Raw genomic sequence first — 22,494 nt, 5'->3', positions numbered from 1 at the left:
ACTTCTACGCAAGGAACGGATGGCCCGCTCTCCGGAGCGGGCCATCCGCATTCGAGCCTCACCCGATTGGCGAACATTGACCTCAACGACGACGGCGCCCGCCAGTAGCGCGTCCCCCGCAAAACGGAGACCACCGAAGTCCTCCGGTGGTGGCCTCGGCCGCTACATCATCGTGCGGGCCCTCCTCATCATCCCGACGGTGTTCATCCTCGTCACCCTCGTCTTCGTGCTCATGCGCTCGACGGGTGACCCGATCACCGCGAAGCTCGGCGGCCAGCTCCCGGCCGACCAGCTCGCCGAGCGCATCCACGCCGCCGGCTACGACCGCCCGATCATCGTGCAGTACCTCGAGTACCTCGGACAGATCGCGACCGGCAACTTCGGCACGACGCTGACCGACAACCGCCCGGTCACCGAGATCCTCGTCACCTACGGCGCCGCCACCCTCGAGCTCGCGTTCTACGCGCTCCTCGTGGCCTTCGTCGTGGGCATCCCGTTCGGTCTGATCGCCGCGTACTTCCGCGACAAGGGCCAGGATGCTTCGCTGCGCGTGTTCGCCATCCTCTGCTACGCCACTCCGGTCTTCTTCTCCGGCCTGCTGCTGAAGCTCATCTTCTCGGTGTGGCTCGGCTGGCTGCCGGTCGCCGGCCGAGCTTCGGTCAGTGCGCAGCTCCAGATGGAGCTGTTGCCGAACAAGACGGGCCTCTACACGATCGACGCGATCATGACGGGGAACCCGGCGGTGCTCGGCGACGTGCTCGCGCACGCGGTGCTGCCCGCCATCGCGCTCGGCCTGCTCACCGCCGGGGTGTTCCTCCGGCTCGTGCGCACCAACGTCATCGGCACGCTCTCGACCGACTACGTCGACGCCGCGCGTTCACGCGGCGTGAGCGAGTACCGGCTCGTGCGCAAGCACGCGTACCGCCCCGCGCTCATCCCGATCATCACGGTCATCGGCCTGCAGATCGCGCTGCTCCTCGGCGGCGCAGTGCTGACCGAGACGACCTTCGAGTGGAAGGGCCTCGGGTTCATGCTCTCCGAGTACCTCCAGGCACGCGACTTCGTCGCGGTGCAGGGCATCGTCGCCCTGCTCGCCGTGATCGTGGCGCTCACCAACTTCATCGTCGACATCATCGCGGCGCTCATCGACCCGAGGGTGAGGTACTGACATGTCGACCGACACCGTCATCCAGCCGCCGAAGCGGCGCCTGCGCGACCGTCTTCCCGTCGTGCACCAGGTGCGCCAGAGCGTCGGCCTCCAGCGCGGCATGCTCGTCGTGGGCCTCGTGCTCACCGGCCTCTTCGTGCTCGTCGCGATCTTCGCGCCGCTCATCGCCCCGTTCGGCTTCGCGCAGTTGCGCGACCTCGAGGGTCCCTTCGGCAGCCAGCAGCCGCCGTCGGCCGAACACCTCTTCGGCACGACGGTCGGCGGCTACGACGTGCTCTCGCGCGTGCTGTGGGGCGCGCAGACCGCCCTGTACGTCATCGTCATCGCGGTGATCCTGTCGCTCTTCGCGGGCGTGCTGCTCGGCCTCGTCTCCGGCTACTTCGGCGGTTGGCTCGACCGCGTGCTCGTCGTGGTGTGCGACGCGATCTACGCCTTCCCATCGCTGCTGCTCGCGATCGTCATGGCGATCGTCATCTCGGGCGGCCAGTCGAACCTGTGGGGCGGCGTCTTCGCCGCGGCGATCTCGATCACGGTCGTGTTCATCCCGCAGTACTTCCGGGTGATCCGCGCCGAGACGGTGCGCATCAAGGCCGAGGCGTACGTCGAGTCGGCCAAGGTGCTCGGCGCCTCGAACGGCCGGGTCATGTTCCGCCACGTGCTGCGCAACGCCACCCGCACCCTGCCGCTGATCTTCACGCTGAACGCGTCCGAGGCAATCCTGACCCTCGCGGGCCTCGGCTTCCTCGGCTTCGGCATCGAGCCGACGGCGGCGGCGGAGTGGGGCTACGACCTCAACAAGGCGCTCTCCGACGTCTCGAGCGGCATCTGGTGGACGGCGCTCTACCCGGGCCTCGCGATCGTGCTCGTGGTGCTCGGCATCACGCTCGTCGGCGAGAGCCTGAACGACCTCGCCGACCCGCGCCTGCGCGGCCGTCGGCGCGTCGCGCAGGCATCCGGCGAGGTCGCCGAGACCTCGGTCGTTCCCGGCGGCACGCTGATCGCGGGTCCCGGAGGGCTCGCGGGTCTCGAAGACGGCGAATCATTCGACGAACACGGAATCGAGGTCCGCTCATGAGCACGGTCGTCAACATCGAGCGGCTCGGCGTCTCGTTCGCCACCGACGCCGGCGCCGTCAAGGCCGTCGACGACGTCTCGCTGAAGGTCGAGCGCGGCGAGGTCCTCGCGATCGTCGGCGAGTCGGGGTCGGGCAAGACCGTCACCGCGAAGACGATCCTCGGCCTGCTGCCCGATACGGCCACCGCGAGCGGCGCCGTCATCCTCTCGAACAAGGCCGGCACCGCCGAGAGCGACGTCGTGTCGCTCTCGAAGAAGCAGCTGCGTGCCGTCAGGGGCACGGATGTCGCGATGGTGTTCCAGGAGCCCTCGAGCGCCCTGAATCCCGTGTACACCGTCGGCTGGCAGATCATCGAAGGCCTCCGCGCCCACTCGTCGATCTCGGCGAAGGACGCGCGGGCGAAGGCGATCGAGATCCTCGGTCGGGTCGGCATCCCCGACCCCGAGCACCGCGTCGATCACTACCCGCACCAGTTCTCGGGAGGCCAGAAGCAGCGCATCGTCATCGCCATGGCCCTCGTGCTCGACCCCGGGCTCATCGTCGCCGACGAGCCGACCACGGCGCTCGACGTGACGGTGCAGGCCGAGATCCTTGATCTGCTCCGCCGTTGCCGCGACGAGTTCGGCATGGGCATCGTGCTCATCACGCACAACATGGGCGTCGTCGCCGACCTCGCCGACCGCGTGGCCGTGATGTACCAGGGCAAGGTGGTCGAAGAGGCCGACGCCAAGACGCTCTTCGCCTCGCCCCAGGCCGAGTACACGAAGGCACTGCTCGCCGCGGTGCCGTACGTCGGCACCGGCACGGCGAGCGCCATCGAACGCGCGGCGAAGCGACCGGCCGACTGGGTGGAGCAGACGCCAGTCGTCGAGGCATCCGGTCTCGAGATCGTCTACCCGGGCCGCTTCGGGAAGCCAGGATTCCAGGCCGTCGGCGGTGTCGACTTCGTGATCCGTCCGGGCGAAGTGCTCGGGCTCGTGGGGGAGTCGGGCTCGGGCAAGACCACCATCGGCCGTGCGATCGCGGGGCTGACGAAGGTCACGGGCGGTTCGCTGCGCGTGCTCGGTCACGAGATGAACGGGGTGCGCGAGCGCGAGTTCCGGCCCCTTCGCAGCCGCATCGGCTTCGTCTTCCAAGACCCCGCGTCGAGCTTCAACCCGCTGCTGACGATCGCCGAGTGCGTCGCCGAGCCCCTCGTGATCCACGGCAGGGCATCGAACCCGGCCGCGGCGCGCAAGCGGGTCGACGAACTGCTCGAGGCGGTGCAGCTGCCGAAGGCCTACGGCGACCGCTATCCGCATGAGCTCTCGGGCGGACAGCGCCAGCGCGCGAGCCTCGCCCGCGCGCTCGCGCTCGAGCCCGAACTCCTGATCGCAGACGAGCCCACCTCGGCGCTCGACGTCTCGGTGCAGGCCCGCGTGCTCGAGCTCTTCGCCGAGCTGCAGCGCGAGTTCGGCTTCGCCTCGCTCTTCATCAGCCACGACCTCGCCGTCGTCGACATCCTCGCCGATCGCATCGCCGTGCTCTACCGCGGCTCGCTGGTCGAGGAGGGCACGGGTGCCGAGGTGCTCGGCGCACCGCGCGACCCGTACACGCAACGACTGCTCGCGTCGCTGCCGGTTCCCGATCCGGTCGCCCAGGCCGAGCGCCGCGAAGAGCTTCGCCGGCTCCGGGAGGCAGTGTGATGCGTGGCGCCGCCCACGGCTACCCGATCGTGTTCGACGACCTGTCGGTCGAGTATCCGGCGAGGGGTCCGAGTCCCGCGCACGTCGCGCTGCACGGGCTGAGCCTCACCGTCGCGCCGGGGGAGGTGCTCGGGCTGCTCGGCAGCGCCGGCAGCGGCAAGAGCACCCTCGCCAAGCTGCTCTCGGGCGTCGCGTTCGACACGCGTGCGGCCGACGGCCGGCCGCTCATCACCGGCGGCGACGTCACTGTGCTCGGGCAGTCGCTCCGCCGCATCCCGAAGCGCAAGGTGCCCGAGTACCAGTTCCACGTCGGCTACCTCCCGCAGGACGCCGCGTCGACACTGCCCGCCGACCGCACCGTGGCCGAGATCATCGGCGAGCCGATCCTCGAGCGCGACCACCGGTACAACGCGCGTGCGCTGGCGACCCGGGTCGCCACGATGCTCGACGGGGTGCGGCTCTCGCTCGGCAAGCTCGACCTGTACCCGTACGAGCTCTCGGGCGGCCAACGGCAGCGGGTCGCGCTGGCCCGCGCGCTCGTGCTGGGTCCGGCGGTGCTCATCGCCGACGAACCCACGGCCGGCATCGATCTCACGGTGCGCGACGTCGTGGCGCAGCTGATCGGCGAGCTCCGGCACGAGCACACCTTCTCGGCAGTCATCATCAGCCACGACCTGCCCGTGCTGCGAAGCACCGCCGAGCGCGTCGCGGTGCTCGACCGGGGCCGGCTCGTCGCCATCGGCACGATCGATGAGGTGCTCGACGACCCGAAGCACCCGTACGTGAAGGCCCTGGCCGGTGCGCTCGACGCCGGACATGCCGTGATCGACGACCTCGATCTGGGTCCTTCGGTATGACGGATGCCGCGGCATCCGTAACGCGCGCACGGCACCACGTCGTGCTCGGCGCCGCCGACGGTCGTCATGCCGCCTCGACTCCGGTCGAGGCGGGGCCGGTGGCGATCCTGCCCGACGCCGGGCCGGCATTCGTCGACGCGGTCGAGCGGGCCGGGGGAGTCGTCGCCCCGCTGACCGCGGCGACGCGCGGACTCGTGTGGACCGCGGCATCCGGAAGCGACGATCTCGCCCGGGTGCTCGACGAGCATCCCGCGATCGGCTGGCTGCAGCTGCCGTGGGCCGGCGTCGACGCGTTCGCCGGGCTCATCGAGCGCGCCGCGGGCGACGGTCGGGTCTGGACGAGCGCGAAGGGCGCGTATGCGCAGCCCGTCGCCGAGCACGCGCTCATGCTCGTGCTCGCAGTGCTGCGCGAGCTCCCGAGGCGTGTGCGGGCGACGTCGTGGCAGGTCGACGAACTCGGCCGCACGCTCTACGGCGCGAATGTCGTGATCGTGGGCGCCGGCGGCATCGCCGTCGAACTCCTGCGCCTGCTCGCGCCGTTCGGGGCGCGCGTGACGGTCGTACGACGCAGCGCGGAGCCCGTGGTCGGGGCTGATCTCACGCTCCCGACGGCACGACTCGGCGAGGCGCTCGACGGCGCCGACGTCGTCGTGCTCGCAGCAGCCCTCACCGGCGACTCCCGCGGCCTGATCGGCGCGGCAGAGCTGCAGCGGATGCCTCGTGGCGCCGTGCTCGTCAACGTGGCGCGCGGCGGTCTCGTCGACACCGACGCGCTCGTCGATGCCCTGGAGTCGGGCCACCTCGGGGGAGCCGGGCTCGATGTCACCGATCCCGAACCGCTGCCCGCGGGACATCCGCTCTGGCAGGCGCCGAACTGCATCGTGACGCCGCACGTCGCCGACACCGAGGAGATGACGGTGCCGCTCTTCGCCGAGCGCATCTCGCAGAACGTGCGCGCGTTCCTCGGCGACGGGGGCTTCGAGGGCAGGATCGATCCCGTCGCGGGCTACTGATCCGGTGTCGTCGGGCTCGGCATTGTCGAGGCCGCCTCGGATTGGGACTCGGGCGAACCTTTTGCTAGAGTATCCATCGCTGAACAAGCGATCCTCCATAGCTCAATTGGCAGAGCAATCGGCTGTTAACCGGTAGGTTCTTGGTTCGAGTCCAAGTGGGGGAGCGACAAGCCCCGCATTCCATGTGAATGCGGGGCTTTTCTGTTGTCGGGCGATGCTGAGCCGTCATCGCCGCGCCGACGGGCTCCGCAGGCGTGCGTTCCTCGTCCGGCCAGATTCCGTTCACCCGATTGTTGGAGCATCTGCGTTCTACGAAGGAGCCTGATGCCCATCCCTCTCGCTATTCGACGTGCCCTCCTCCCGGTCTTCGCGCTGGTGCTCGTCGTCGTGGCCGCCGTCGTGCCCGCGGCCTCGGGCGCGGCGCACGGATTCTCCACGGTCGTCTACGTCGATGCGACCCCATCGGGCACCGCCGCGGTTCGCACGGAGATCGGTCTCGAGTACGACCTGCTCGTCGCTTCGGTGGCGGAGAGCGAAGACGTGCCGCAGCTCGTCGAGGAGGGGACGGCAGCGTTGGAGGCGGGGGAGGCGCCCACGGTTCTCGACGCGCATGCCGACGCCATCGTCGGCTATGTGACCGACCGTTTCGAGGTGAGTGCTGACGGGCGAGCCTGCGAACCCGCGCAGGTCGGCGCGTTCGGGATGATCGAACGGCATGACGTTCCCTACGCGCTCCTCACGCTCGACTTCGCGTGCGAGCCGGCTGCCACGCACGAGTTCCGCAGCACCCTGTTCCCGGACGAGGAACAGTTCGTGCGGAGCGCCGTCACGATCGTCGAGTACCGACTCGATGGGCGCACGAGCACCGCGACGCTGAATCGAGAGGCACCCGAGTTCGACACGGAACAGCCGATGCTCGAGCGCTTCTCGCACTACTTCGTCCTGGGCGCCGAGCACCTGCTGTACGGCATCGATCATCTGCTCTTCCTGCTCGCACTCATCGTCGGATCGCGGCGGCTTCGGGACGTGGTGTTCGCCGCGACGGCGTTCACGATCGCTCATTCGGTGACGTTCACGTGTGCAGCGCTCGGCGTCATCTCGGTTCCCGGGGCGATCGTCGAGCCGGTCATCGCGCTGTCGATCGCCGTGGTCGCGTCGTGGTACCTCTGGCGTGCACGTCGCGATCGGGCTGCGTCACTCGTCGTGCAGTCGGGCTGGAGGAACCTCGACACCGCCGACTGGGCCAGGCTCGCCGTGGTGTTCGGTTTCGGCCTCATGCACGGACTCGGGTTCGCCGGTGCGCTCGGTATCGACGAACCGTTCTCGTGGCCGCTCCTCTGGTCCTTGCTGGTGTTCAACCTGGGCATCGAAGCGGTGCAGGTCGGGATCATCGTCGTGCTGTTCCCGCTGCTCATGCTGTGGCGCCGTCAGGCGGCGACGGGTTCGATCGTCGGCAGCGCCATCGTCGCGGCAGGGGTCGCCGTCACGGGTCTCGTGTGGTTCGTGCAGCGCCTGCTCGGCATCGAGTGACCCTCTTGCGGTCCAGAGTGCGCCCCGATCGCGGCACGGCGCGGTGCGGCGGAGAGAGCCGGTTCTGCGCCGGTGAACTCCTGACGAACACTCAGTCAGCACGGGCCTTCAGCGCTCGTGCTGCCCATAACCTCACGTCTGTGAAAACTCGATTGCGGCTCACGGCCGCTTCCCTACTCGTTGCGCTCGCAACAGCGCTGGTCCCCGTACCGGCTTCCGCTCACGTCGGTGAGCATCAGGCAGAACTCGTGGTTCGCACGGGTTCGACATCGATGGCGGTGCTGACGTTGCCCGAGGGCATCGCCGGCGTCGACGTCGCTGCGGACTTCGTCGGGACTCGGGTGGCCGCACCCTGTCCGGCCGACGCGGTCGCGTATCCGGGCTCCGAGGTCGGCGCGCCCGGTGGCGTCGTCGTCGAGCTCAACTGGGCCTGCCGGGTGTCGGCGCTCGATCTCTCGTCGCTCGTCGATTCGGCTGGGCTGACTCGAGTGGTCACGGACTTCGACGGCATGACGGTGAATGCCGAGCCCTCGACGCCCGTGGTCGACGCCGGGGGCGCGCATCCGGTTGCACCGTCCATTCCGTTCCTCCTGGTGCTGCTCGCGGGCCTCGTGGCTGCGGCCGCCGTGGCGTTCGGAGTGTGGATGATGCGGTCTCGGAAGGTCCGAGCCGATGTGAGCACACGTCCGAACGCCCGTGGTTCGACGAGCGGACGCCCATGGCGCGCTCGTCGGGTCCGCGGCGTCGCCGGCGTACTGGTCGGCGCGCTCGTTCTGGCGTTGGTGCCGGGCTATGCCGCCACTGCGACCGAGGTGCCGGACGAACTGGTGCTCGTGACGCAGAATCCCAAGGAGGGCGATCCGCTGACGTTCAGCTACAAGACGGACACGCCGTCGTCGAAGAACTGGGTGGGGCTCTACCGGCCGGCTGACGTGCCCGGTCCCGTGGCCGCGACCATGTGGAAGTACACGGCCGGCCCATCCGGCACGGTCACCTTCGACAGCGGCGGCCTCTCGGCCGGCACCTGGAAGGCGCACTTCCTCGCCAACGACGGGTACGACCCGATCGTCGCTCCCATCACCTTCACCCTCGCGCCACGATCCACCGCCACCAAAGTGCCGGTCAGCGGAATCGTCTACACCGACCAGGACGCCGACGGCACACGTGACGACGGCGAGCCCGGCATGGCGGGGCTCTCGGTGACGGACGGCCAAGTCTGGGCCACGACCGATGAGAGCGGTCGGTACCAGATCGACATCGATCCCGCCCGCCGCGCGACCGACCTGGTCAGCGTCGTCTCGCCCGACGGCTTCACGCCGACCCTGCGCGACGACTTCGTGCCGCAGTTCTTCGCGAAGGTCGACACGAGCGGCTCCGCCGCCGAGGGCGTCGACCTCGGTCTCGTCCCCGACGAGCGCGCCTCCGACCCGACCGAGACGTGGCTGATGGTCTCCGACACCGAGGTCGTCGGATTCACCGACGAGGCAGCGGAGGGCTCTCTCGCGCAGTGGACAGAACGGGTCCGCACACTCTCCGAGGTGGACGACGCGAGCTTCACGATCACGACCGGTGACCTCACCGTGACCGACTACGCAGCGACGGAGCGACGGCAGAAGGGCTACGACGTTCTGCGCAACGGTCTGCGCGATGGAGGCCTCGGGCATCCGTTCTATCCCGTGATGGGCAATCACGACGTCGGCGGGCCGGCCGGCTCTTCGGGATACGGCGGCAGCATGGAGTTCTGGCGGCAGAACATGGGACCCGAGTGGTACTCGTTCGACCGCAACGGCCGCCATGTCGTGGTGCTCGAGGACAACTACGACGCACGCGGCCTCGCGCCGCAGCTCGCGTGGCTCAAGGAGGATCTCAAGCGTCACGCGGTCGGCAAGCAGGTGCTCGTCTTCGCGCACCGTTCCCTGTTCACGAAGTGGGGTCCGGGCGCCGGGATGCAGCCGATCGTCGATGAGCTCGCCCGATACGACACACGCATGTTCGCTGCCGGGCACAATCAGCAGGCGGAGTACCGGCGGGGTGCATTCGCCCGTTCGGTCGAGATCAACAACCAGGGCACGTATGGAATCGATGGTTCCCGCCCCGACTACAAGATCCTGGACTTCTCGGCCATCACCGATGACGAGTCGACGCCGGAGAATGAGGACCGCGGGCTCGTGTTCGGCACGCACCGGCAGTTCGAGATCGATGACGATGCCGCACTCGTGAGCCCGGGAGAGGGAGGTCGATTCGACGCGGGCAGTCCCGTTCCGGTGCAGGTCTACGCAGAGGACGACGGACGCACACCCGCTGCGGCCACGGTCACGGTGCATGACGCCAGAGGGCGGGTCGTCTGGACCGAGGAACTGGAGTTCGGCGGGGACCCAGCCGCACTCGGTCGCGAGAACTGCTATGCGGAGCCTGGCGGTGACGGGCCCGAACCATGCCCGCCGGCACGAATCTCCTGGACGCGCGCGGTGAGCGAGATCCCGTCACTCCGCGCCGGCGAGTACACCGCTGACGTCTCGGTGGTCGGCACCGACGGAAACGGATGGCCCGAGCGATCGACCTCGTTCAGCGTCACGAAGGCGGCAGACGAGCAACCTGCGTTCGACGGGGACTGGGTACGGCAGGGCGGAACGGAGGCTGGGCGCTCGTCGGCAGCGACGGATCCGGGCGCCGAACTCGACCTGCAGTGGGTCCAGAACACGGGTGAGCAGTTCAACCTCAATGGCTCGGTCATCGCCGACGGGCGAGTCATCGTCGCGTCGGAGGCATTCGATTCGCCCTACAGCATGATGCTGGCGTACGACGCCCGCACCGGTGCCGAGCTCTGGCGCACCTATCTGGATGGCGATGCGGAGTCGGCGCCTTCCCTGCACGAGGGCAAGGTGTACATCACGACGTCGAACGCACGGCTCTACGCGCTCGACGCCGAAACGGGAGCCGTCGTGTGGGAGACCATCGACGACGAGCACCGCCAGGAGACATCCGTGCGAAGGTACGGACGCGCCGGCGGACCCGTGAGCGTCTTCGACCTCCCTGCCGAGGGGCGCGCCGTCGCGGTGTACCAGGAATGGGGCAGTGTGATCTGCCGCGATGCGGCGGACGGCAGCAAGCTCCCCGGTGGGTTCTCCGCTCCGGGGGCATGGGGCGAGTTCCACAGCACGGCGGTGCGCGTGCCCGGGAGCAACCGTGCCTGGATGCACAGCGGGTCGAGCGAGACGCTCATCGGGTTCGACCTGTCGACCTGTCAGCGGACGAGCTCCACGGGCACGAACGGCGGCCTGCAGAGCATGTCGTCACCGGCGCTCACGGATCCCGAACAGGGCGAACCGAAGGTCGTGACGGTCACGAAGGACGGCGTCCGTGCGCATGATCCCGGTGACGGGCACGTGCTGTGGCACGCCGCCCTCTCCGGCGAGAAGTGCGAGCCCGGCCCGCCGCCGGTCACGAGTCCCGCGGTTCGCGGCGAGATCGCCTACGTCGCGGCGATCGACGGAGTCATCAGGGCATACGACACCGCGTCGGAGACCCCGAGCACCCCGATCTGGGCGACGGAGGTCGGGTACCTGCCTGGCGAGGCACCGTCGGACGACCCCGGACGGGCGGGATGCGGTGCCGGCGCGGTCGGGTCGCCTGCGATGCATCCGCTCGTCACCGAGTCCGTGGTCTACGCCGGGACGTGGGACGGCCGCCTGCTCGCCCTCGACCGGGCGAACGGTTCGCTGGTCGCCTCGTACGACCTCGGCGGCGGCGTCGCCTCGGCGCTCTCGGTGAGTGGCGACTGGCTATACGCGCTGACCGACGACGGATCGATCCATGCGTTCACCAAGAGGGCCGAACCTGCGCGGGAGCTCGCCATGGACGTGACAGCCGAGAGCCGTTGTGCCGGGCCGAAGGCGAAGCTGTCCGTCAAGGTGGTCAACGCCGAGGAGGTTCCGATCGACGTCTCGATCGCCACCGAGTTCGGCGACAAGTCGTTCGACGGCGTGGCGCCCGGAGAGAAGGCGTTCCACCCGTTCTCGACTCGGAAGCAGGTGCTTCCGGCCGGTGAGGTGACGGTGACGGCGACCGCGGAGATCGACGGGGAGGACGTCACCACCACCAGGTACGTGGAGTACGAGCGGAGGTCCTGCGGATAGATCCCGCTCTGTCGGGCGGTCGGCGCGGATGCGCCGACCGCCCGACGGTTCTTCACCCGTTGCAGCTCACTCGAGCTCGACGAGATCCTTCGCCATCCAGTGGTCGGCGTAGGGCGCGTCGCTGAACGCCGGCACTTCGCGGTATCCCGCGCGACCATACAGGCGTCTCGCTTCGACCAGATCACCCCGCACGTCGAGTCGCATCCGGCTTCGGCCTGCTCGCATCGCGACCCGCTCGACCTCGCCGATCAGGACCGCGCCGAGCCCGCGGCCCCGTGCCTCCGACGTGACGAAGACGCGTGTCAGTTCACCCGTCGCAGCATCGATGTAGCGCACCCCGGCGCATCCGAGCACTTCCTCGCCCTCGCGCGCGACGACGAACGCTCCGGTCTCGCCGCGCAGGTCGTCGCTCGGTTCCTCGGCGAGCGTCTCCTCGATCTCGGCTGCAGTTGCAGGACGCCCGTTGTAGCGGCCGATGATGTCGTCGTAGTACCGGCGGAGGATCTGGAGCGAGGCTTCGGTCGTCGGGTCGACCTGGACGAAGGTGAGCACCCGCCAACGCTAGCGGAGACCACTCGCGCCGCGTCCTGGGTGGCGACGTCCCGATATTCTGGAGGACGGAACAGGAGGGTCTGTGAACGAGCGCACCGCTGCCGACGCGACTGCCGCCGGCGACGGCGACGGCGAGGGCGACGGCGCTGAAGAGCGTTCGACGGCGGTCCGCGACAGTCTTGCCGTGGGACTCGCGACCGCGATCTACGGCGTCTCGTTCGGAGCGCTCTCGGTGGCCGCCGGCCTCGATATCTGGCAGACCTGTTTCCTCAGCCTCGTGATGTTCACGGGCGGATCGCAGTTCGCGCTCGTGGGCGTGCTCGCGAGCGGGGGAGTCGCAGCGGGCGGTTCCGCGATCGCGACAGCGGCGATGCTCGGCATCCGCAACGTCGTCTACGGCATGCGCATGAAGCCGATCGTCGACGATGTCGACCCGACCACCGGGCGCGGCAGCATCTGGCGGCGGATCGCCGCGGCCTGGGTCACCATCGACGAGTCGACGGCGGTGGCGCTGGCACAGCCGAACGATCGCGCGGCTCGCGTCGGCTTCTGGGTGACGGGCATCACGATCTTCGTCGGCTGGAACCTCACCACGCTCGCCGGTGCACTCATCGGCGATGCGATCGGCGACACGCGGGCATGGGGGCTGGATGCCGCGGCGGCCGCAGCATTCCTCGGCCTCCTGTGGCCTCGCCTCAAGCGGTTCCAGGCCGGTGCCGTCGCCGTGGCGGCGGCCGTCGTCGCGACCCTCACCACGCCGGTGCTCATGCCCGGCCTTCCGGTGCTGGTGGCCGCCGTGGTCGCGATCGTCGTCGGCTGGTTCAACCTCTTCGATCGGCGGCGGACGTCGTGACCACCTGGCACATCATCCTCATCGCGAGCGCCGCGACACTCGCGCTCAAGCTCGTCGGGCATCTTGTTCCCGCCGGATTCCTCGAGCGCGAGCGCCCTGCGCGCATCGCCGACCTCCTGACCGTTGCCCTGCTCGCCGCGCTCATCGCGGTGCAGACCCTCGGGGTCGGCCAGGAGATCGTGGTCGACGCGCGGGTGCCCGCGTTGATCGTCGCCGCGGCGCTCTACGCGCTCAGGGTGCCGTTCATCGTGGTCGTGGCGGTCGCCGCACTCGTCGCCGCCGGCATCCGCGCACTCGGATGAACCGGAGCCGCGCGGCATCCGCCGGCTTGTCGCTGCTCAGGCCTCGAGGTCGTCGACGCCCGGCATCCACTGCGCGCCGGGCTTGCCCCAGCCGAGCTTGCGGGTGATCTTCGCGACGATGCGCTGATCGCGCTCACCGAGACGGTCGGTGTAGAGCGTGCCGTCGAGGTGGTCGTACTCGTGCTGGAAGATGCGTGCGAGCCATCCCTCGGCCTCGATCTCGAATCGCTCGCCGTCGAGGTCGGTCGCGCGGAGGATCGCGCGGTCGGCGCGGCGCAGCCCGAATCGCTCGCCGGGGAAGGAGAGGCAGCCCTCCTCCTCGTCGATGTCGGGCTCGCCGGCGGGCGGCGGGGAGATCCAGAGCTCGGGGTTGATCGCCACACCTCGCCACCGCGTGCCGTCCTCGTCGACCCATCCGTAGGTGAAGAGTCGCAGCCCGACGCCGACCTGCGGGCCGGCGAGCCCGACGCCGGGCGCGGCGTCCATCGTCTCGAACATGTCGGCGACGAGGGTGCGGATCTCGTCGTCGATCTCCTCGATGGGGAGGGCGGGGGAATGCAGCACCGGGTCACCGGTGATTCGAATGGGGAGGACGGCCATTCGGCAAGGATATCCGGCACGGAACGGGTAGGGTCGATGCGTGGAACCGGACCTGAGCGACCTCACCGAGCAGATCGCACTCGACCCCACCCAGTTCATCGGGATCCCGCTCGCCCTCGTCGGCGCGGTGTTCCTCTCCCTCGGAGCGCAGTTCCAGCACCGAGGCGTGGTCAAGGTCGAGGCGCGCACCGTCGACAGCTTCGGCAAGGGGCTGAACTTCAAGCAACTGACGCTGCTGCTCGCCCGGCCCTCGTGGGTCCTCGGCACGGTCATGCTCGGGCTCGCGATCGTCTTCCAGCTCTCGAGCCTCTACTTCGCCCCGCTCATCGTGGTGCAGCCGCTCGGGGCCATCGCCCTCGTCATCACGTCGATCCTCAACTCGCGCATCAACCACGTGAAGCTGAATCGCAAGTCGATCACGGCGATCGTGATGTGCGTTGGCGGCGTGTTCCTCTTCGTCGGCGTCGCCGCGTTCACCGCGGTCGACAAGCCGGTCACCGAGAAGCAGCTCATCACGATCCTCATCATCCTCGCCGTCGTGCTCGCGGCCGCCGGCGTCACGTTCGCGCTGTTCCGCCAGCACATCCGTGCGATCTACTACGTGATCATGGCGGGCGTGCTCTACGGTTTCGTGGCCACCCTCGCCAAGGTCGTGATCGGCCGGGTGGAGCAGGGCGAGTTCGAGTGGCTCACCGCGCTCTGTCTGATCGGTCTGCTCGGCGCCGCCGCACTCGGTGCGTACTTCGTGCAGAACGCCTACGCGTCGGGCCCGCCCGACCTGGTCATCGCGGGGCTGACGGTCGTCGACCCGATGGTCGCCGTGGCGATCGGCATCGCGGTGCTCGGTGAGGCGTCGCAAGCGCCGCTCTGGGCGATCGGCGTGTTCATCGTGGCCGGCGTCATCGCGGTGTGGGGTGTCTTCCAACTGGCCCGCAATCATCCACAGACCCGCCTGTGAACTGAGCGGCCGCTGCTCCGACGACATGCGTGCACAGGGGAGCATCCGGTGCGCTGCGTAGACTATCGTCGGATTCAGTCCGCGCGTCGAGCCGCCTATCGCAGCGCCCCGATGCCCCGACGAGGGCCGATCGCCCTCGATCCCTTGAAATGGTGAGGAACAACCCCACGTGTCAGACACCCCCGGTGCGAGTACCCCCGGCACCGCCGGAGCCGAGAACGAGCGACCGCTCACGGTTCTGATCGGCGCCGACACCTTCGCGCCCAACGTCAACGGCGCCGCGCGTTTCGCCGAGCGCCTCGCCGCAGGCCTCGCCGAACGCGGTCACGACGTGCACGTCATGGCCCCCGCGGGCAACCGCAAGCACGGCACCTGGAAAGAGGTGCACGAGGGTCAGGAGATCACGGCGCACCGTCTGCGCAGCTGGCGCTGGTATCCGCACGACTGGCTGCGGTTCGCGCTCCCGTGGCGCATCCGGCAGAACAGCGCCAAGGTCATCGACCAGGTCAAGCCCGACGTCGTGCACTTCCAGTCGCACATCATCACGGGCCGCGGCCTCTCGGTCGAAGCGCAGAAGCGCGGCATCCGCATCATCGGCACCAACCACTTCATGCCCGAGAACATGCTCGAGTTCACGCTGCTGCCCGCGGCGTGGCAGGAGTGGGCCGTCGGCCTCGCCTGGAAGGCCGCGCGACGCACCTTCGGTCGCGCCGAGTCCGTGACGACGCCGACCCGCAAGGCCGCGCAGTTCCTCGAGAAGCACACCGGCCTGGTCGGCGTGCACGCGATCTCATGCGGCATCGACGCGCACAAGTACTCGCCCAACTGGGAGCCGCGCACGGAGAACCGCATCCTCTTCGTCGGTCGAGTCACCGGCGAGAAGCAGATCGACGTGCTCCTGCGAGCGCTCACCCTCCTTCCGAAGGAACTCGACGCCAAGGTCGAGATCGTCGGCGGCGGCGACCAGAAGAAGAACCTCGAACACCTCGCCGTCGAGCTCGGCATCGCCGACCGCGTCAAGTTCACCGGTTATGTGACCGACGACGAGCTCCGTGAGTCCTACCACCGCGCGTCGGTGCTCGCGATGCCCTCGATCGCCGAGCTGCAGAGCATCGTGACGATGGAGGCCATGGCCTCGGCACTGCCCGTCGTCGCAGCGAACGCGATGGCCCTTCCTCACCTCGTGCACGACGGCGAGAACGGGTACCTCTTCGAGCCCAGCAATGCCGAGGACCTCGCTGCGAAGCTCCGCATCGTGCTCGAGGCCTCGCCGGCCGAGTACCGAAGACTGAAGGAAGAGTCGATCCGGCTGATCGCCGCACACGACATCCAGCGCACGATCTCGACCTTCGAGAGTCTGTATCGTGGGAGGCCGGTGACCGATCCGGTCACCGACGTCGCGCCGGCCGCCACTCCCGAGTGACCCGGCGCGCGGGGCGGTAGCTCAGCTGGTCAGAGCAGTGGACTCATAATCCATCGGTCACGGGTTCAAGTCCCGTCCGCCCTACCGTAACAAGAACACCGTCTGGTCATGTGTTTTATCCTGACATGACGCACGCCTCGACGGTGGCGTCGGTCGATTCTCGATCCGAGTTCGCGTATATCCATCGTTTCTCCAACGTCTATTCACACGGGGCGGGCGAGGAGCGCCGTCGGTCCCCGGTGTCTGATAGCGATCGTTCATCGGTCCTCTGTGGCGAAGCAGTTCGAGTGGAACAATGCTTGGCGAGCTCGGCGGTAATTCGAGGACTGTGACCCGATGGACCCGTTCTCGCTAATCGCCGCAGTCGAAGCAGCCGGGTACTTCGCTGAGGTCGTCTATGCGATCGTCCAGGTCATCCGATCGATGGCGCTGAGCAATCTGGAGCGAGGATATTTCTGCTGAACGCAGCACGACTCCTTTGCACCTTCTCAAACAGCCCCACGACGCCGCAGAGCTGACCGTGGCACGACAGAAGGCTCCTCGCGTGACGCTCCGGAGGCGCCCTGTCGTGCAGCTAGCTCTGGTTGTCGATCGCCCACTTGATGAAGATGATGAGGGCTTGCACAGCCACCTTCACCCATCGCGTGGAACGCGCGCCACGAGCCACCTTCTTCTCCTTCTTGCTGGCCGTGCCATGTCTCTCACGACCGCTCTGTGAGAGAACAACGCGGGCTCGACGGCGGGCCTGACCATCTTGCGATGGATCCGATGCGAGCCTGTCTGACAACCAATTCGTCTTCGCCGGAGTGCAGCTTCGAATCCGCTGCAGATCCCTCGTGGTCCCTGCGGCGCCAGCCTGGAAGCATTTCGGCGTATTGTTGGCGCACCTGCTCGGACTTTCTACGTCGACGCAGCTAGGCTTCCCGACCATGAGACGACGGAACCCTCGCGCACGGGCGAGCGCACGTGCCTGGGCAGTGGCGCTCGGGCTCGCGGCCGCGTTCGTCTTCTCCAGCTGTAGCCTCCTCAACTCTCCGCCCCAGTCCGTGCGGTGGGCGGCCGACTCGATGGTCGATCAGTTCAACGCCCTCGATGGGGTCACAGAGGTGTCGACGGAGTACAGCTCGTTCGAGAAAGGCCCGACCGAAATGACGCCGCGTCGCGAGCGCGTGTGGTCAGTGCGGATCACCGTCGACGTCGAAGAAGACCTACCGGTGGCAGCCGAGGCGGGTGAGCACGGTGCACTCAGCGCGATCGCCACCGAGATCGAGCGGGCGATCGAGGAGGGAGCTGACCTGACAGCGGCAGTCACGCTCCAGATCCCCGCCGACGATGACGGCGCGCCAGCGTCGCTCGTGCTCGAGGGCATGGAGGACTGCCTCGAGTTCAGCACCCCGGCCGAGATGGCCGGGGCGGTCTCGCAGCTTCGCGGCGTCGACGGGGTCGGCGTGCTCGTCAGTTCAGAATCAGTGAGCACCGCCAGCGCTGTGACTCTAAGCCAGAGCGACCCGACCGCGGTCGTCGACGTCACGGATTCGTCCGAGGTGGATGAGGTGGTCGCTCGGATTGAGGAGCTCCCAGGCTTCGGCACAGGCCCCTTGAGCACAGTCGAGGTCCGTACTCGGTCCTCTGCGGAGGCCCCGGTCGCATTGAAGAGAATCAACGGCGAGAACGTGGTGTTCCCCATCACGACAGACTGCACGGGCGAAGCGCCCGAAGGCGATGATGCAGGTCTCGACGCTGCGCCAGCTGCACCGTTGGTGCTCGATGCCGCGTCGGCTGACGGCCGTGTCGCTGAGGATCGCGCGGCGGTAACGAGCTTCCTGGATGACGCCGGAGATGCTGCAGGCATACGCGGGGTCACCGACGTCGGGATCGCCATGTGCGAGACGGGAGTCGGCGAACAAGTCCAGGGCACCGCGGTCATCCCGATCTTCGAGATCGCCGACAGCGCCGACGACGGGTACGAAGCGGTCACCGCAGTGTGGACCGCAGCCGGCTTCACGCGAACCGACCGCGCCTCGGGGACAGACTTCTTCGCAGCGGCCGATCCGCAGGCGCTCGGCGCGGTCGAAGTCACCATCCGAGGCACGGCCGACGGCATCGTGATCCGCGCTTCCTCGGCGTGCGTGGTCACCGGCTGAGCAGCGCGCTCAGACCGGCGTTCGGCCGGCGCCAGGATCAAGCGAGACCCCCGCCGCCAGGGGAGGCACCTTCGGTTGACTCCTCGATCTGTCGTGCGGCGCTCCGCGATTGTGCAGACTGCCAGAGTTGGGACGCGGACGTGAGGTCGAGTTGCAGGTGCATGGTCGGCATTCGAACCGTTCACGTTTATCCAACGCTTATTCGATTCGAGCCTGGTCGAGCCTGGTCGAGCCTGGTCGAGTCGGTCCGAGGCATCCCGAGTAGTCTGAAAGGTGCAGTTTCAGGATCGGCGAGAAATCCCCGGTCATGTCGAGATCGGTCGAGCGGTTCGATGGACTCGGAGTCCGGGGGAGTAGTCCCGGGAGAGTCCATCGGTCACGGGTTCAAGTCCCGTCCGCCCTACTCGTTCGGAAACCACGTCTGATCAGGTATTTACTACTGCTTCCGTGAGTGGCACGTACTTGGATCGGGCACGGTTCGGCTGATCCTGAAATCGGGAGATCTTCATCGTGCAGCACCGGTGACTCGCCGACGCGATCGACCCGCATATCGCGGCACCCGCCCGCCGTAGCGCGCGTACTCGGCACCGAACCGGCGTCGGAGCTCGCGTTCCTCAACGACTGAGCCGCCGAAGTGCTCGACGAGGACTGCCGCAGGCAGCGTCGCAGCCACCCACGCGGATCCGCGCACCAAGCCGACACCGAGGTGGATGAGCCACCATCCTGCGTACATGGGGTGACGGCTGAAAGCGTACGGACCGGTGGTGACGAGAGCTTCAGGCTGCTCGAGTTGGAACTCCCCGGAAGTGCGGTGGCGACGCTCGACGAGCGCCCACACGTTCAGCGCGCACCCCGCGGCGAGCGCGGCGGCACCCGCAGCACGTCGGGGTGCGCGCGGGCCGGGCAACGGAACGGGGCGAACGTGGTCGAGCAGGAGGAGCGCGACGATGCCGATGGCCGACCCGGCCGGCAGCGGGAGATTCTGATAGATCGCTGTGGCGTGCTGGGCGATGTTGGACATCATCACACCCGCTCCGGATGCACAGGGCGTGGACCCTGCCGTTCCTGGGGCAGGATGCTCATGCCGAAGAGACCGGTCGACATGACGCCGGCGAACGCTGCGCCGTCCACGTATCCGACGCTACGGACTGCGCTTGGCCGCCGCAACGGATCGCCAGCCGCGAGGCGCACGAAATCCTCACCGAAGGACCCCGGAGGGGAATGTTTTGGCTCCCGCTGGCGGAACGGGTGGAAACAGGGGTAGCCTTTCGCACGAGATCCGCGGGGGCGGAATCTCGATTGTCGCCAGGTACGGGGGTGCCTGATGGACCTACGTGTAGCACGGCCTTTTGGCACGTCCGGTGGATCAAGACGCCCCATGTCGTCGAGCGAGGCTGCATGTGGCGCGACGGTGCGCGATGCACGTGTGTCGGCTGAAGCCGTTGCGACGGCCGAGGCGGTGCCACTGTTCGTGTCGTCGCACATCCTCCGGCGATCCCTCCAAAAGATCGAAAGGGAGAACCATGTGGGTTGGCTCGATACGACTTGGCGTAACGACGGCAGATCGTGCTGAAGCGGGAACTGATTCCCTCGTGACCGCAGACGTTCTTCGAAACGGAGTGCAACTCGTCCGGCTGCGGTTGGACTATGAGTACGAGGATGACTTGGAGCCGGGTGCATTCCGGAGCTATACCTATTCTCAACTGCCCCGGCGCAATGATCAGACCCCCGAGCTACCGGATGGCATCGGTCGGATTCCGATGCCATATCCGGATTATGGGTTGGAGTTCTCCGGTGGGCTAACCGGTCATATGAAGCTGCGGCTTCACATCCACGGTGATGACCTGTGGATCAAAGACAACGTCAGCATGGACATCCTTGAAGTCCGTCAGGTCGCGACGAGTTTCGACAGCATTGCTTGGCGTCAAGACAGCACCTGGAGCTATGTCGGCGACTGGACACAGGATGTGTCGATTTCCCAGGATCCCAGTGAGGGACCGAGCGTCTGGGTTCTCGCTCTCTAGCGCGGCCACACCGAACTAGGAGTTCACCCGGGCGGACGAGTAGAAGGGTGGGGCCATGTCCGCGTCCGAACGTATCGAGTACCTGTTGTTGCTACGGCGGCCGTCAGAATCCTCGCGGCGGGAGGTGTCCGGGCGAATTCGTGAAACTGGTGGCCGTGTGCTCGCGGAGTACGGGAACGTCGCCGTGGAAGCGCTCCTCACACGAGACCAGGTTGCGGCCGCGAATGACAGCGGCGCATTCCTAGCTCAGCTCAGTGGGCCGATGAGTCAGGAGCATCTCGCGAAGCTCAGCGACGAACAGCGCCGCGTGGTGGATCTCTGGAATGCGCGCCACACGAACCGCTTTCACCGGCTCGTCAAAGACAGGACCCTGCAGGGGCGCTCTTGGGCGTCCGAAGAACTGCAGCCGCCGCTTCCGTACAGCGTCATCGGCCCCGAGGACTTCCTCGATCTCGTGCACCGGTTCGAGCGGGAAGTCGGGGAGGCTGTTCTGCCGACTGATGCCGACAACGACGACCGCCAAGGACATCGCACGAACGCGGAGGGCTCGTTCGACGCTGAGAGCTTCCGTGAGTACGAGTCGCTGCTCGTGAAGCAGTACGGCGACGAGCGATTGGGGTATGAACTGGCGCGCCTCGCGGCTCGCCTCGGCCCTGCCTACTACGACGTCATCTTGCGGTTGCCCGAGGGCCTGATCCAGTTGATCATCGACCGGTTCTTTCGAGAAGCCGCCTGCTGGCGGATGACAGGCGAGATGGCGGTCGGTCTCGTATTCGTGGAATCGAGCCGAAGGGACGGTCCCAAGTTCACCACGGCCGAACGGAACGACATCTGCAACGAGGTGCTCACCGGCCTCAACTGGCTGGCGGCCGAACATCCCGGCGGCAACCTCACCTGGGTCTACGATTTCCAGTTCGTGAAGATCGACGTCGCCAACGGCAACGACGACTCGCTCGAGGGGTACTGGCGAGATCCTGCGATGGGCGAGGTGAGCTACAACGGCAACACGTACGCAGCCTCCTGGTCGGGCGTCGGCGACTACCGGGAAGACATGCGGTTGAGCAACCTCGCAGCTCATGCCTTGGTCATATTCATCACGCCCTACGGCAACGAATGGCACGCATACGCGTCGAGCGGTCGGATCACGCTTGCGCGACGAGACAACTGGGGCGGTTGGGGTCGCGGGAGCATCGACATGATCACTGCCCACGAAGCGAGCCATCTCTTCGGTGCCGCCGACGAGTACACCGGCAGCGGCACGCCATGCTCATCGTGTTCGACAACCCACGGGTGCGACCGCGTTCCGAACGGGAACTGCGGCGCGTGCGCCTCGCCACGACAGAGCTGCGCGATGGACGGCAACTCTCGTCGACTGTGCGGCTACACTCGCGGCCAAATCGGCTGGGGGCACCTGTTCGTAGAGTTGACGACCGCCGATGAGTTGTGGGCCGGCACTGATGACGACGTCTGGGTCGACATCGGCGATCATGTCTTCACGCTCGACACCTCCGATCACGACGATCGAGAACGCGGCAACCGTGAAGGATACCCGGTGTGGGCGCCATGGCTTCGCAGACAAGACGTCAGGCGGGTTCTCATTCGCAAGGGACCCGATGGCTCCGCTGGGGGTTGGAAGCTGTTGCGGGTACGCGTATGGACGGGTGGGCAGATCATCTGCGATTCGCGGCCGAATCGGTGGCTGGAAGACGATCACCGTTTCTGGCTCGGCTGTGTCACCGACCGAAACGTCCTGAACAGCCTCGTCGTGCGCGTGACAACTGCGGACGTCTCCTGGGCTGGAACCGACGACGACGTCACGCTCACGCTCGCCGGGCGCAGCTGGAACCTCGACAATGATGGTCGGAACGACTTCGAGCGCGGGAACACGGACACCTTCACCCTCGACCCCGGCACGGGGCTCCGAGTTTCGAGCCTTGCCTCCGTGCGGCTCCACAAGTCACCGGACGGCGTTGCAGGCGGCTGGAGGCTGCGGGGCGTCGAGATCGTGGCGAACGGGGCAACGATCTACAACAATCAGTCGATCAACCGCTGGCTGGAAGACGACACTCGCACCTGGTCCGCGGCCATCTAGTCCTGACCGACTCCGCGCCTCATTCGTGAGGTGGGCGACGCAGTCGCTTGGCGTCGGTGGGCGACTTCTTCGCTTCCAAGCG

The 22,494-nt window shown here is 67.6% G+C and carries 17 protein-coding genes and 2 tRNA genes; 16 read left to right on the top strand and 3 right to left on the bottom strand.

Annotated features, from left to right (window positions below; translation table 11 throughout):
- Positions 1 to 76 precede the first annotated feature (76 nt).
- The 8 genes from BUR99_RS05050 to BUR99_RS05015 all read left to right on the top strand — a co-directional run bounded on the left by BUR99_RS05050 (position 77) and on the right by BUR99_RS05015 (position 11,464).
- Positions 77 to 1,168, top strand: a complete 1,092-nt coding sequence (locus BUR99_RS05050; protein ID WP_074259187.1) for an ABC transporter permease — start codon at positions 77 to 79, stop codon at positions 1,166 to 1,168.
- Between the two features lies 1 nt (position 1,169).
- On the top strand, positions 1,170 to 2,243 hold the full coding sequence (locus BUR99_RS05045) for an ABC transporter permease (protein ID WP_074259186.1): 1,074 nt from the start codon (positions 1,170 to 1,172) through the stop codon (positions 2,241 to 2,243).
- Positions 2,240 to 3,928, top strand: coding sequence for an ABC transporter ATP-binding protein (locus tag BUR99_RS05040; protein ID WP_074259185.1), 1,689 nt, complete (start codon positions 2,240 to 2,242; stop codon positions 3,926 to 3,928). Before BUR99_RS05045 ends, BUR99_RS05040 begins: the two co-directional genes overlap by 4 nt.
- The gene (locus tag BUR99_RS05035; RefSeq protein WP_074259184.1) at positions 3,928 to 4,785 is read left to right on the top strand and encodes an ATP-binding cassette domain-containing protein; all 858 of its coding nucleotides are present in this window, start codon (positions 3,928 to 3,930) and stop codon (positions 4,783 to 4,785) included. The genes BUR99_RS05040 and BUR99_RS05035 overlap by 1 nt, the downstream gene beginning before the upstream one ends.
- Complete coding sequence (locus BUR99_RS05030) at positions 4,782 to 5,798, top strand: D-isomer specific 2-hydroxyacid dehydrogenase family protein (protein WP_084183599.1); 1,017 nt, start codon at positions 4,782 to 4,784, stop codon at positions 5,796 to 5,798. Before BUR99_RS05035 ends, BUR99_RS05030 begins: the two co-directional genes overlap by 4 nt.
- Positions 5,799 to 5,889: 91 nt before the next feature.
- Positions 5,890 to 5,962: transfer RNA gene (locus BUR99_RS05025), tRNA-Asn, on the top strand.
- A gap of 160 nt (positions 5,963 to 6,122) precedes the next feature.
- Entirely contained in the window at positions 6,123 to 7,328 is a 1,206-nt protein-coding gene (locus BUR99_RS05020; RefSeq protein ID WP_074259183.1) for a HupE/UreJ family protein, read from the top strand.
- A gap of 248 nt (positions 7,329 to 7,576) precedes the next feature.
- Complete coding sequence (locus BUR99_RS05015) at positions 7,577 to 11,464, top strand: outer membrane protein assembly factor BamB family protein (RefSeq protein WP_200802663.1); 3,888 nt, start codon at positions 7,577 to 7,579, stop codon at positions 11,462 to 11,464.
- 66 nt (positions 11,465 to 11,530) lie between these two features.
- On the opposite strand, the gene BUR99_RS05010 is transcribed toward BUR99_RS05015, so the two are convergent.
- The gene (locus BUR99_RS05010) at positions 11,531 to 12,016 is read right to left on the bottom strand and encodes a GNAT family N-acetyltransferase (protein WP_074259181.1); all 486 of its coding nucleotides are present in this window, start codon (positions 12,014 to 12,016) and stop codon (positions 11,531 to 11,533) included.
- Between the two features lie 184 nt (positions 12,017 to 12,200).
- Between BUR99_RS05010 and BUR99_RS05005 the strand changes: the two genes are divergently transcribed.
- Entirely contained in the window at positions 12,201 to 12,869 is a 669-nt protein-coding gene (locus BUR99_RS05005; RefSeq protein WP_074259492.1) for an AzlC family ABC transporter permease, read from the top strand.
- Positions 12,866 to 13,171 (top strand): AzlD domain-containing protein, encoded by a 306-nt coding sequence (locus BUR99_RS05000; protein ID WP_074259180.1) that lies wholly within the window; start codon positions 12,866 to 12,868, stop codon positions 13,169 to 13,171. The genes BUR99_RS05005 and BUR99_RS05000 overlap by 4 nt, the downstream gene beginning before the upstream one ends.
- 36 nt (positions 13,172 to 13,207) lie before the next feature.
- Here BUR99_RS05000 and def read toward each other — a convergent pair whose 3' ends face one another.
- Positions 13,208 to 13,771, bottom strand: coding sequence for a peptide deformylase (def, locus tag BUR99_RS04995; protein WP_074259179.1), 564 nt, complete (start codon positions 13,769 to 13,771; stop codon positions 13,208 to 13,210).
- Between the two features lie 40 nt (positions 13,772 to 13,811).
- On the opposite strand from def, the gene BUR99_RS04990 reads away from it, so the two are divergent.
- The 4 genes from BUR99_RS04990 (at position 13,812) to BUR99_RS04975 (ending at position 18,296) form a co-directional block, all read left to right on the top strand.
- A complete protein-coding gene (locus BUR99_RS04990; protein WP_074259178.1) occupies positions 13,812 to 14,729 on the top strand; it encodes a DMT family transporter in 918 nt (305 codons plus the stop codon).
- A gap of 169 nt (positions 14,730 to 14,898) precedes the next feature.
- On the top strand, positions 14,899 to 16,152 hold the full coding sequence (locus BUR99_RS04985) for a glycosyltransferase (RefSeq protein ID WP_074259177.1): 1,254 nt from the start codon (positions 14,899 to 14,901) through the stop codon (positions 16,150 to 16,152).
- 10 nt (positions 16,153 to 16,162) lie between these two features.
- Positions 16,163 to 16,236, top strand: a tRNA-Ile gene (locus BUR99_RS04980).
- A gap of 893 nt (positions 16,237 to 17,129) precedes the next feature.
- Entirely contained in the window at positions 17,130 to 18,296 is a 1,167-nt protein-coding gene (locus BUR99_RS04975) for a hypothetical protein (protein WP_074259176.1), read from the top strand.
- A gap of 505 nt (positions 18,297 to 18,801) precedes the next feature.
- Here BUR99_RS04975 and BUR99_RS04970 read toward each other — a convergent pair.
- Positions 18,802 to 19,317: a methyltransferase family protein gene (locus BUR99_RS04970; RefSeq protein ID WP_234980734.1), complete on the bottom strand. Its 516-nt coding sequence runs from the start codon at positions 19,315 to 19,317 to the stop codon at positions 18,802 to 18,804.
- A gap of 571 nt (positions 19,318 to 19,888) precedes the next feature.
- Between BUR99_RS04970 and BUR99_RS04965 the strand changes: the two genes are divergently transcribed.
- Positions 19,889 to 20,320, top strand: coding sequence for a hypothetical protein (locus tag BUR99_RS04965; protein WP_143231447.1), 432 nt, complete (start codon positions 19,889 to 19,891; stop codon positions 20,318 to 20,320).
- 55 nt (positions 20,321 to 20,375) lie between these two features.
- Positions 20,376 to 22,412 carry a PLAT/LH2 domain-containing protein gene (locus BUR99_RS04960; RefSeq protein ID WP_084183595.1) on the top strand — a complete coding sequence of 679 codons (2,037 nt, stop codon included), beginning with the start codon at positions 20,376 to 20,378 and terminating at the stop codon, positions 22,410 to 22,412.
- The last annotated feature ends 82 nt before the right edge of the window (positions 22,413 to 22,494 follow it).

Origin of the sequence: Agromyces cerinus subsp. cerinus, assembly GCF_900142065.1 — a bacterium.
Taxonomy (GTDB): Bacteria; Actinomycetota; Actinomycetes; order Actinomycetales; family Microbacteriaceae; genus Agromyces; species Agromyces cerinus.
This window is presented reverse-complemented; position numbering and strand designations above follow the sequence as displayed.

Excerpts from the sequence above, each read along its gene's own strand:
- BUR99_RS05045 (WP_074259186.1), top strand. The coding sequence starts at position 1,170 with ATGTCGACCGACACCGTCATCCAGCCGCCGAAGCGGCGCCTGCGCGAC.
- BUR99_RS05040 (WP_074259185.1), top strand. The coding sequence starts at position 2,240 with ATGAGCACGGTCGTCAACATCGAGCGGCTCGGCGTCTCGTTCGCCACC.
- BUR99_RS05035 (WP_074259184.1), top strand. The coding sequence starts at position 3,928 with ATGCGTGGCGCCGCCCACGGCTACCCGATCGTGTTCGACGACCTGTCG.
- BUR99_RS05030 (WP_084183599.1), top strand. The coding sequence starts at position 4,782 with ATGACGGATGCCGCGGCATCCGTAACGCGCGCACGGCACCACGTCGTG.
- BUR99_RS05020 (WP_074259183.1), top strand. The coding sequence starts at position 6,123 with ATGCCCATCCCTCTCGCTATTCGACGTGCCCTCCTCCCGGTCTTCGCG.
- def (WP_074259179.1), bottom strand. The coding sequence starts at position 13,771 with ATGGCCGTCCTCCCCATTCGAATCACCGGTGACCCGGTGCTGCATTCC.
- BUR99_RS04970 (WP_234980734.1), bottom strand. The coding sequence starts at position 19,317 with ATGTCCAACATCGCCCAGCACGCCACAGCGATCTATCAGAATCTCCCG.
- BUR99_RS04960 (WP_084183595.1), top strand. The coding sequence starts at position 20,376 with ATGTCCGCGTCCGAACGTATCGAGTACCTGTTGTTGCTACGGCGGCCG.